At 62.6% G+C, this 11036-nt stretch carries 7 protein-coding genes; 4 read left to right on the top strand and 3 right to left on the bottom strand.

Features of this window, described 5'->3' with window-relative positions; all coding sequences use genetic code 11:
* The first annotated feature begins 133 nt into the window (after window positions 1-133).
* From wtpA to EOM25_09525, 4 genes are read left to right on the top strand one after another with little or no spacing between them, the layout of a single operon-like run.
* Window positions 134-1105, top strand: a complete 972-nt coding sequence (gene wtpA / locus EOM25_09510) for a tungstate ABC transporter substrate-binding protein WtpA (GenBank protein NCC25411.1) — start codon at window positions 134-136, stop codon at window positions 1103-1105.
* Between the two features lie 49 nt (window positions 1106-1154).
* Window positions 1155-1946, top strand: a complete 792-nt coding sequence (locus EOM25_09515; GenBank protein ID NCC25412.1) for an ABC transporter permease subunit — start codon at window positions 1155-1157, stop codon at window positions 1944-1946.
* Window positions 1943-3007 (top strand): ABC transporter ATP-binding protein, encoded by a 1065-nt coding sequence (locus tag EOM25_09520; GenBank protein ID NCC25413.1) that lies wholly within the window; start codon window positions 1943-1945, stop codon window positions 3005-3007. The genes EOM25_09515 and EOM25_09520 overlap by 4 nt, the downstream gene beginning before the upstream one ends.
* A 4-nt stretch (window positions 3008-3011) precedes the next feature.
* The gene (locus EOM25_09525) at window positions 3012-3716 is read left to right on the top strand and encodes a molybdopterin-guanine dinucleotide biosynthesis protein MobB (GenBank protein ID NCC25414.1); all 705 of its coding nucleotides are present in this window, start codon (window positions 3012-3014) and stop codon (window positions 3714-3716) included.
* A gap of 139 nt (window positions 3717-3855) precedes the next feature.
* Here the strand turns inward: EOM25_09525 and EOM25_09530 are convergent, their stop codons facing one another.
* The 3 genes from EOM25_09530 to EOM25_09540 form a co-directional block, all read right to left on the bottom strand.
* The gene (locus tag EOM25_09530) at window positions 3856-8250 is read right to left on the bottom strand and encodes a hypothetical protein (protein ID NCC25415.1); all 4395 of its coding nucleotides are present in this window, start codon (window positions 8248-8250) and stop codon (window positions 3856-3858) included.
* A 46-nt stretch (window positions 8251-8296) separates the two neighbouring features.
* Window positions 8297-10327: an outer membrane protein assembly factor gene (locus tag EOM25_09535; GenBank protein ID NCC25416.1), complete on the bottom strand. Its 2031-nt coding sequence runs from the start codon at window positions 10325-10327 to the stop codon at window positions 8297-8299.
* 15 nt (window positions 10328-10342) lie between these two features.
* Window positions 10343-11036, bottom strand: a 694-nt coding sequence (locus tag EOM25_09540; GenBank protein NCC25417.1) for a DUF1566 domain-containing protein, incomplete at its 5' end; no start/stop codon positions are given.

Genomic DNA, 11036 nt, shown 5'->3' on the forward strand with positions numbered 1-11036 from the left:
ATTCTTGAGGCCATCCGGCAGGCCGGAGGCTACGAGACGACCTTGACCGGACAACGCATGCGACCGGGTCAGGGGCTTGCTGACTGATGTTTTACTTTGTTTCTTTCCACTTTCAATCCATGAGGAGAATCCCATGAACGTATTGTCTTCCGTCATCGGCCTCGTCTTGGCCGGGGCCCTGTTGGCCAGCCCGGTCTGGGCCGAACCCAAGGGCAAGGTTATCGTCTTCCACGCCGGCAGCCTGACCGTGCCCTTCGAAAAGATCGAAAAGGATTTCGAGGCCAAGTACCCGGCCATCGACATTCTCCGCGAAGCCGGCGGCAGCACCAAGATGGCCCGCCTCATCTCTCAAACCGGAAAACCCGCCGACATTATGGCCTCGGCCGATTACAATGTCATCGACAGCACCCTCATCCCCAATTTTGCCAACTGGAACGTGCGCTTTGCCTCGAACCAGCTGGTTCTCTGCTACACCGAGCAGAGCCGGTACGCCGACGAGATCACCGCCGACAACTGGTATGAGATTCTGGCCAAGCCCGACGTCTCCTGGGGGCATTCCGATCCCAACCTGGACCCCTGCGGCTACCGATCCCTCATGGTCCTCCAACTGGCCGAGAAGTTCTATGGAAAGCCGGGGCTGAATGACAAGCTGCTGGCCAACCGACCGGAAAAGAACGTCCGACCCAAATCCGTGGAACTGGTCAACCTGCTCAAGACCGGACACATGGACTATGCCTGGGAATACCTCTCCGTGGCCGAACAGCACGGGCTCAAGTACGTCCGTCTCGATGACCACATCAACCTCGGCAATTTCAAGTACGACCCCTTCTACGCCCAGGCCGTGGTCAAAGTCACAGGCAAGGCCCCTGGAACATGGAAGGAACTCAAGGGCTCGTCCTGCACCTACGGCCTGACCATGATCAAGACCGCCCCCAATCCGACTGCGGCCGAACTCTTCCTCCAGTACCTCATGGATCCGGCCATAGGCCTGAAGACCCTGTCCGACATGGGCCAGCCGGTCTTCACTCCCTGCCTGGTTCCCGATCAGACAATGTTCGAAGCCCTTCCCACCGGCCTGAAGCCCCTGGTCCAGGTCGCCCAATAGCGATTGTCGCAGCCGGGAAGGTGTCAGGCCTTCCCGGCTTCTCGCACCGATGTTTCAACGTCTTCAACCGCTGACCCTGTTCTTCGCCCTGGGCAGCCTGCCCATGGTCCTGCTCGTGATCCTGCCCTTGGGCCAACTCATGACCCAGCCCGCGGTTGCCGATCTCTGGAGTTCGCTCCGGGACGAACAGGTCCTGGCCTGCATCGGCCGAAGCCTGGGCACATCTCTGGCCGCGGCCGCAGTCTGCTGTCTCTTCGGCACACCCCTGGCCTATTTGCTGGCCAGGACAAATTTTCCCGGCAAACGGATCGTCGAGGGTATCATCGATCTGCCCATCATGATCCCCCATCCGGTCATCGGCATCGCCATTCTGAGCATCGCCGGCCGGAATCACCCCCTGGGACGGGCTCTCTCCAATTTGGGCATCGAGATCATGGGCACCTTGACCGGCATCATCGTGGTTCTGACCTTTGTCGGCCTGCCCTTCTATGTGAACACGGTCAAGGCCGGAATCGAGTCCGTGCCCGCAAGACTGGAGCACGTCTCGCGCAGCCTGGGGGCCGGGGCCTGGTCCACGGTCAGGCGGGTGGTCCTGCCCCTGTCCTGGCGGCACATGGTCCTTGGTATCCTCATGAGCACGGCCCGGGCCATCAGCGAATTCGGGGCCATTGTCATCGTCGCCTACCATCCCATGACCGCCCCGGTCCTCATCTACGAACGATTCACGGCCTATGGCCTCCAATACTCACAACCCGTGGCCTTCTGGCTGGTTGTGGTCTCCTTGGCCCTGTTCGTGGCCATGCGTCTGGTCATCCGCACCCCGCCCGAGGCCCGGTCATGATCGAGGTCCGCGGCATCGACCTCTGTCTGCCCGGCTTCTCCCTGCACGACATCCACATGTCCGTTCCCGAGGGTTCCTTCTGCGCCGTGATCGGGCCCACCGGCGCGGGCAAGTCCCTGCTCCTGGAATCCATTCTCGGCATCCGCCGCGTTCGCTCCGGAAGGATTCTTGTCGCCGGTCAGGACGTCACCAATTTGCCGCCCGAGCGCCGAGGTCTGGGCATCGTCTACCAGGACAGCGCCCTGTTCCCGCACCTTTCCGTGCGGGAGAACATCGCCTACGGACTGCGTTACGGTAAAAAAACCGGACCTGTGGCCATGGAACGCATGGAAACCCTCGTTCGACGTCTCGATCTGGAGCGAATTCTGGACCGCTCCTGCCCGACCCTGAGCGGCGGCGAACGCCAACGGGTGGCCCTGGCCCGGGCTCTCATTCTCTCCCCACGAGTGCTGCTCCTGGACGAACCCCTCTCGGCCCTGGATCCACGCTTTCGCGACGACCTCCAGGAACTCCTGACCGGCCTGCACAAAGACCTGCATCTCACCGTGATCATGGTCTCCCATTCCTTTGCCGAAGTCCTTTACCTGGCCGACCGCGTGGCCGTCATGCGTGCGGGTCGTCTTGTTCGACAGGGCCCGACCGCTGAGGTCTTCGACCATCCGGGCGATGAAGCCACGGCCCGCTTCCTGGGCATGAAAAACATTTTCCCGGCCGATGTCACAGACAGACTGGCACGGGTCGGCCCATTGGAATTGAAGCTGGTAACGAAGGAATCCGGCCCTCTTGTCGGGGTCCGGCCAGAACGGATCGTCCTGGGTCCGGCCGGAACGCTGAGCGGCCCGAACGTCTTTGTCGGGACCGTGTTCCGAGCCCGCTACCGGGGGCTCTTCTACGATGTGAGCCTGAGGGTCTCGAATGTCTCAATCGAGGCTGTCTTGGGGGAACGAGAAATGGAAATCCTGGGTTGCAAGACCGGCATGACCGTCGATGTCCATATCCCGCCGGGCTCCGTCCGGGTTCTCGGACCATCGGAAACTACTACCCAAAACACCAAGGAGTAATGGGATGAAAGCCATATCCATCGTCGGATTCAAGAAGACCGGCAAAACCACTCTGGCCGTGGAACTGGCCAAGGCCCTCTCGGCCCGGGGCCTCAAGGTTGGGGCGGCCAAATTCGCCCACAGCGTCATGGACCGTCCAACGGCGGACACGAGCCGCCTCCAGGAAGTCTGCTCCACCGTGGTCGGTCTGGATCCAGAGAATACGGCCATGTTCTGGTCCGGGACCCGCTTCCTGCCGGACCTCCTGCCCCTCCTGCGCTGTGACGTCCTGCTCGTGGAAGGCGGCAAGTCCCTGGGGTGGCTTCCGAGAGTTGTCATCGCCCGGGAGGCCAAGGACTTCGAGGCCCTGGACAACGGTCTGGCCCTGGCCTCCTGGGGGCCAATCACCCGGTCCGGACTCGCGGCCCTGGACTCGTTGGAATCCCTGGCCGACTTGGTTCTCGAACGAGGATTTGCCCTGGCCGGGCTGGACTGCGGCAGTTGCGGCCGGGACGACTGCGCCGGATTGGCTCGGGACATCGTCGCCGGCCAGGCCCAGATTTCGGACTGCCGGGCCCAATCGGAAAATCTAAAAATCACCGTGGCCGGCACGGCCCTAACCATCAACCCCTTCATCCAGGGCCTTATCCGCTCGGTGCTGGTCGGTATCCTGGGCGAACTCAAGGGCTATACGCCCGGAGACAAGGTCCGGGTGGACATGAAGGGCTGAAGGCAAGACCGTTTAAGGTCTTTTTCGCCACTTCCCGCCATCTTCTCTTCAAAACCACGGGGGGGGGAAAAAACCGTTTCCGGTTCTCCCCCCCGTCATCTTTTCCCCGCCTGAGCGAGGACAAGCCTTTCCCGTTTCGTCAATAGTCATGCTTCCAGAACAGGCCCAGGCCTCCGCCCTTGGCCCCGACGGTGCTCTCCAAGTTGATCTTGGGGGTCAGTTCCACGTCGGCCGAAACCCGCTCCTCGCCCGTGGTCAAATCGCTTTCCAGCCGAAGATAGACTCGCTCGTTGACGTATTTTCCGGCCCGTAGACTCATGTCGTTGCCCTGCCGACCTGAGACGATGTCCAGGTCGTCCAGCAAGAGAAGGTCTCTGGCCGTATCCATAATATCCAGCCCCGAACCGCCTCCGGCCAGTTCCCGTGCGGCCAGGGCCAGACGGGCCGCCTGGATCGGGGTGATCTGGGCCAGATCGCGGCCGAAAAGCATCTGGGAGAGGACCTCGTCCTGGGGCATGGCTGGCACTGAACGCAGGGCGATCTGAACATCCGGGGGACTTCCGGTGACCTGAACGGTGAACACGTGATCTCGGCCTTGCTGCACGGCCAGGATATTCACGAAAGGTACCGGGGGCTGGGACCCGGTGAATTGGACAACACTCTCGGGCTCGATCTCGAACCTCTTGGTCAAAAAATCGAGCCGCCCGCGGATGGGCCGAATCTCCCCACGGACAAGGGGCCCGTCGGCCCGGCCGGTGACCCGAAGCGTACCGCCCCACTCCGAATCCAGACCCCGCCCCCGGACGAACACCCTGGCCGGAAAGGAGATGTCCAAATCCAGGGTCATCGACGAAGCTGGGGTGGTGTCGACGGTTTCCCCTTTGATTTTGACCGAATCCGGATCGTGGGCCTCGGCCACGGGCAGATCGACCACCCTGGGCCCGCCCACATCCCGCAAATAGACGTCGACCTGCTCGAAAAGGACCGAGCCCCGAACCTCCTGGGCCACGGTTGTTCCCTGCAGGTCGAGGCGAAGGTCCTTCAATCCGGCCCTGATCATGGGACTGTCCAGGACCCGCATCGATTCTCCCGTGACCAGAACCTGGAAAGGAAAGTCTTTCTCGCCGACCAAAGCCACCCGACCCGTGCCCTTCAGACGTCCCCGGTCTCCGTCCGTGGCCGAAAGAAAAACCAGCCTGATCTCTCCCCGTTCGAACTCGACGTCGGCCGTGATCTCGTCAAGGAGGATTCCCTGGAGAAAATGCTGGTATCGGCCGCCCTGAAGGGCCAGGGTTCCGGCTGGAACCGGATCGAGAAGAGTCCCCCCGACCAGGCAGTCCATGACGATGACGCCGTCCACTGCCTGGCTCTCGGGAACGAACATGGGCCCAAGCCATCCCAGGGACACATTTCCCAAAATCCGTGCATCCAGCGAACCTCCTTCGGGGAATTCCACTCCGGCCGGATCCAGGGACAGGGTCAAGGGCAGCCCGGCCCGGATCTCGAGCCTGGAGTCGGCAGCCCCGTTTCCGGCCAGCAGGGCCTCCACGGTCAGCATCCGGCCGTCCAAAGCGGCCTCCATCGTTGCTTTCAGCAAAGGCGCCTGGTCGAAATCCGTGACCGAAGGGCCAAGATCCCGTCCCTCCATGCCGACCCTTCCCTCCATCGCCTCATTGGGACCGGCCAGGATCGCCTCCAGGGAAACCAAGCCTTGAACGTCGGAACTCAGCAGCCCCAGGCTGAACTCGTCGATTCGACAATGCAGTTCGGAATCCGTTTCCCCAATCCGGCCTCCGGCCCGAATCCTGGACCGGCCGAATTCGAGGCCAAGTGACCCCAGCTCCAGTTCGCCTCCGGCCGCACGCAGGCTCGCCTCCTCCAAAAGCTTGAAAGGCTGGTCGGCCCAGAATCCCTCGAATCGTTTCAGGCCCAGCTCATGGCCTGACGGAGAGGATTCATAGTCTGCCGCCAGTTCAAGGTCGAAGGGGCGCAGGGCCCGGCCCCGAAGCGAGGCCTGCAGGCCCAATTTGTCGTGCGTGCCGCTTACCTCGGCCTGCAAAATCTCCAGGCGGTGCTCCCCGGACGCCAAACCCGTTGCCTCCAGGACCGCCCGCGCGGCCATATTGGCCAGATCGCGAACCTCGGCCTCCAGAATCAATTCGTCCAGCGTCCCGAATTCGGATCGGATATCGTCAAGCCGAAGACCCAATGTCGCCGCCTGGACCGATTCGACGGGACGAAGCCCAAGATCGAAATCGAGACGGCCGCCGATATCCAGCCCCGCCAACCCGGCCAAGGGTCCGAGGTCGTCGAACCGGCCAGTCAGCTTCGCCTGGGCCAGCATGGTCGACGCATCGATCCGGCCAAAGCCCTCGATTCGGCCCCCGGGAAGCGCCATGACCAATTCCGAAAGGCCAAGGGTCTCGCCGTCCAACTCGAACCCGGACTTCAGGGAAACATCGGCCTGCATGGGCCGGGCGGCCAGGGATACGGTCCCGGTCGGCCGGGCCGGAAAATGTTCGGCCTTGAGATCGATTTCGGCTGGAAAGGCCTCCAGACCGGTCATGAGCAAATCCTTGCCCGCCAGATGAACCCGAAGCGAAAAATCGTCCAAAATGCCCCGGGCCGTGGCCTCCAGGATGGCCCGGCCACCAAGCGAAAGCTCCGGGGCCAGACCCGAGAGATCAGCCAGTTCAAGACGCACCGAGGCGTCCAGGCCCAACTCCCCGGGACTGAAGTCCCCCATTGCTTCAAGATGGAGGTCACCGGCCAGAACCTTTAAGTCTTCGATGCGGATTCTCCCCACGACTTGATCAGCCCCGGTCTCCGGCCCGGGCGGGGAGATGCTCACCCGGCCTTCGAGATCGATCCTTTGGCCGATCAGGGCCGAAACCTCCTCGGGCAGTCCCTTGGGCTCGTCCATGGCGGCCTGCAGCACGGCCTCCATGTTCAGAGGATCCAGCCCTCCTCGGACCTCGGCCGCCAGGGAAACCCGCCCACCAAAATCCAGGCCCTGGGGCTCGATCCACGGAATGATCTCCATCGGACCCAGGGCCAGACCGGCCTCCAGGGTCATGTCGGCCAGGGCCAATCCACCCTGCCCGCGGATCAAAAGTCCTGGCCCATGAATGTGCAGATCGTTCAGGCGGACCATCTGGTCGGAATCGGAATATTCCAGCTCGAAATCGGCCCGAACATCTTCGGGAAGGCCCAGGTCCGGGACCGTCGGCCCACCAGCCCGGAGCTGTCCAACGGCCGAAACCATCGGCCCTCGGTTGTTGGCACCGAATCCCACCGCGGTGTGCAGCCCTATTTCAGCCACGGCCAGCGGATCGACCCGGACATCATGGAGTGCGAGGTCGATGTCCAGATCGGGGCCGCCCAAAGGGCCCGCTGCCTCGACTTGCAGGGCAATGGCCGGACCCAGATCTATGCCCAAGGACTTGTTCAGGGGGCCGGTGTCGAGAACCTCCAGGGCCATGTTCCCTTGGACCTCCCCCCGGTCCAGGTCCATGTCGGACGAGGCCCGGGCTTGCACCATGGGATTTTCCAGACGGATTTCCTCCAGGCGGACGAGGTTTGGTAAAGGCAGCGAGGCCTGAATCGAAAAATCCGTTTCCGGCCCATAGGCCCTGACCTGTTCCGGAATCAGATCCGCCCCAACCCGGATCATTCCCTGCCAGTCCAAACGGGGAATGTCCTGCCAGCCAAGAACGAGATCGCTCTTCAGGTCGACCAAATCTCCGATCTGGGCCGCGCACCGGCCCGACCAGGACGACGGCGGCCCGCCTCCCTGAACGGCCAGAATCAGGGGCGTGGCAAGCGGCAGGCCCAGAAGCGGCGCCAGGCTCCCGTTGGGGTCGTTGAAATCCAGATCGAGGGTCAGGACATCCGCTACCGGCTCGAAACCGGCCCTGGCAGCCAGCCGCCCGCCCGGGCCCTCCAGCGTCTCCAGATCAAGATCAATACCGGCCCCGTCCGGGCCGGACCGCAAAGCAGCCGCCAGAGTCAGGACGGTCCGTTCCCCGGCCACGGCCTCGCCCAGGACGATCCGACCCACGGCCAGCCGCTCGACAACGATCAGGGGAAAGGATTCCGGAAGCTTGAATTCTCCCGTCTCCGCTGCCGGTTCCGCAGCCTCTTCGTCCATGATCGGCAGTCTGTGCAGCGTCAGACGATCCGCTCCCACGTCCATGATCCTCAGTCGGGCGGAAAAAAGATCCCGGCCCGACCATCTCAGAGCCAGGCCGTCCGCCTCCAGCCAGGTTCCGTTGGCGTCGGCCAGTTCGAGACCCTGCAGACGAAGATCGAATGGAAGACTTCCGCCCAGCCCGGCCAGGACGATCCGCTGGCCGCCGACGTCGGTCAGGAGTCTGTTGGCCAGACGTTCCACCTGGCCCAGACCGAAGTCCGTGCGCAACAGAACCCATGCCGTGACCGCGAGAAGGATCAGGCCCAGCAGGGGCAGCCCAAACAGGAAGGCCCAGAAGCGGCGTTTTCGACGTTGAGGTGCGGTGTTATTGTCGTCGGGCATGAACCTGTCCGTTTCGGAGGTTGATTCCTGTGCCATTTGATCCGGCCTAAAAGGCCTGACCGATACTCACATAGAACTGAAAGGCCTTGTCCTTGTCCCGCCTATTCAGGGGCACGGCCACATCGAGCCGCAACGGGGCGAAATCCGTGAAATATCGCAGGCCCAACCCGGTCCCCCACAAGAAATCATCCTTGAGTTTCAGCGTCGAGGTGCTGAACACCTGACCTCCGTCGAGAAAGGCAACCAGACCGAAATTGTTCGGCAGCCGGTAGCGGGCCTCCAGCCCGGTTTCAACCATGCTCCGCCCACCAACGACCTTGCCGTTCTTTTCCGGTCCGATGGATTGGTAGGCGTACCCACGGATGGATCCGCCCCCGCCGCCGTAGAATCTCTCGTCCGGCGGCAGGTCGCGATTGTTTTCACCCAGGATGGACCCCAGGGCTCCTCGTCCGGCCAGGACCAGACGGTCGTCGTCCGTCAGAGGCAGATAGAGGTTCAGGCCCCCCGACAGTTTGAGAAAGCGGATGTTCGGGTCCAGGGTGTCCACGAATGGTTCGGCCCGAAACAGGGTCCACCAGCCCCGGGTCGGATTGAGCACGTCGTTTCGCTTGTCCCAGGTCAGCTCCCCGGGCGCGGAGACCAGGGCGTAGGTACGGGAGTCCCCGTACTGGGTCGTATCCGAGAGCCTGTACTTGGCCCCGAGGCTGGCCGTCCAGGTCTCGGCCAGCTGACGGTAGACTGTGGCCCCGACCACAAAGAGCTTGCTGGTGTAGGTGTCCGATTCGGTCCGCCCCAGTTCCGAGGTGAATTCCAGAGACTGGGCCTCGTCCAGGAAAGCGGGAATCCGGTACTCCATGGTTAGCATCTGCTTTTTTTCGGCCAGATCGGCCCTGGCCCGCAGCCGTTCGCCTTCTCCAAAAATGTTCCGATGCTCCCACTCCAAAGCCGTGCCTAGGCCGGTGTCCGTTTCATAGGAGGCCCCGGCCTTGACCGTCCGGGGTACCCGCTCGACCACGGCAACGGTCACTGGCAGGCCGTCTTCTTGACCAAGGACACCAGCCTGGGCCTCGTCGGAAATGGAGACGTTCACCAGGGTGAACAGTCCGTCTTGCAATAGCCTGGCCCGAAGGCGGTCCATCAGGGAAGCCCGGTATCGTTGGCCCTCGAGCCATGGAATCTTGTTCAGAACATAATCCGGATGGACCCGGTCCAATCCCTCGATGGCCACCGGACCGAACTGGGCTTCGGGCCCGGGCTCGAAGAAATATCGAACGACCATGGTTCTGGATTCGTGATCGACCACGGCCTCCCGGATACCGGTCCGGGGAAAGGGATGACCATGCTCGCGGAGCATGTCCCGAAGCTTGCCGGCACCGTCCTCGATGGCCGGGGCCCTGGCCCGGGACCCGATTTCAAGGCCAACCACGCCTGCGTCAAGGGGCGGGAAATCGCCACCCATGGCCGGGCCGTCGAAGAGGATGTCTTTCAGTACGTAGGCCGGACCGGTCTCGACCTCGAAGACAACCAGGTTCGATCGGGCCTCCTGGTCCACAACCACTACCACCCGGCCGTCATAGTATCCCTCGGACCGCAGACCGCGTTGCATTGCCAAAATGTCCGCCCTGGCCCGGCGCCGGAGCATCTCCGTTGTCGCCGGAGGCCGATCCCGCAGGGCAAAGGTGTCCGAGACCGACTCCAGAACCTCCCGGACAGACGAGGCCATCTCTCCCCGAACCTCGGCCCGATAGGGTTTTTTCCCGGGGTCGCCCCCTGAGACTGAGTCTTGGCCCTGGTCACCATCCAGGGCCAGGGCCGAGTTTGGACCCGAAACCACAAAAAGACAGGCCAGAAGGACTGCCGCCGCATGGAAAACGCATGAACGGATGGAGAAAAATGAAGCGATGGTCATGCCGCCTTGAACCGATTTCTGATGCTCGCCGTTGATTCCGACTTGTACCGGTTTCGAGCCCGACGGTCGAGACTTAGAACCATGACACAAAAACTGGCGTACCCGGTCCGGAACGCCCTGCCCCAAATACAAACGGCCCGGCCGGATTTCTCCGACCGGGCCGCACATGACTGGGTTTGAAGATTAATCCAGGAGAAGCATGATGACGCTCGGCAAAGCCTTGGCGGGGCCACCCTGTGCCGTGCGCACCGCCCGCACACGATAAAGGTTGCCCACACCGAATGCTTTGAACACCTTGAGGGTTGTCAGCGCGCCGCTATCGAAACGTATGGCCCAGGCCTCGCCGGAATCCGTAGCATAGGGGGAGGAGGTCCAGTACCTGTCGGAAACCGTATCGGAAAACACGCCCGCATCAATGCTCGGGTTGTACGCGGAATAATCCACCAGGGACAGGAGCTCGTTGCGGTTGGGCAGCCGCCAGTCCCTGTGCCCGCCCAGAACCAGATTCTCGCAGGCCGACAAGGCCCCCTCCCAGGTGAAGGTCCCCTCCATGGTGGCCTGCTGCCACATGAGGCCCGTGCCCGTGTCCGTGACCGTACCGTCTCCAACCACGAAGGAATGCTCGAAATAACCCGGATGTCCCGCGCGCACCGCCCGCACATACTTGTAGCCGACCTTTTCCGCGTGGCTCAGGTACCCGTTGCTGAAGCGAACGTACCAGGCGTTTCCGGCTAACCCGGGATCCGACTCTGACGAGGACGACCAGTACCAACTTCCCTTACAATGGGGAAAATAGTCGATGTCGATGGTCGGCCCCGGATGGGCGATACCGGCGTCGACGAGGGTCGAGAGTTCCTTGACGGTGGGCAGACGCCAG

Source organism: Deltaproteobacteria bacterium (genome assembly GCA_009929795.1).
In the GTDB taxonomy this organism is placed as follows: domain Bacteria; phylum Desulfobacterota; class Desulfovibrionia; order Desulfovibrionales; family Desulfomicrobiaceae; genus RZZR01.

What these genes read in the sequence shown, in the direction of transcription:
- wtpA (NCC25411.1), top strand. Translation starts at nt 134, where the DNA reads ATGAACGTATTGTCTTCCGTCATCGGCCTCGTCTTGGCCGGGGCCCTG.
- EOM25_09515 (NCC25412.1), top strand. Translation starts at nt 1,155, where the DNA reads ATGTTTCAACGTCTTCAACCGCTGACCCTGTTCTTCGCCCTGGGCAGC.
- EOM25_09520 (NCC25413.1), top strand. Translation starts at nt 1,943, where the DNA reads ATGATCGAGGTCCGCGGCATCGACCTCTGTCTGCCCGGCTTCTCCCTG.
- EOM25_09525 (NCC25414.1), top strand. Translation starts at nt 3,012, where the DNA reads ATGAAAGCCATATCCATCGTCGGATTCAAGAAGACCGGCAAAACCACT.
- EOM25_09530 (NCC25415.1), bottom strand. Translation starts at nt 8,250, where the DNA reads ATGCCCGACGACAATAACACCGCACCTCAACGTCGAAAACGCCGCTTC.
- EOM25_09535 (NCC25416.1), bottom strand. Translation starts at nt 10,327, where the DNA reads ATGTGCGGCCCGGTCGGAGAAATCCGGCCGGGCCGTTTGTATTTGGGG.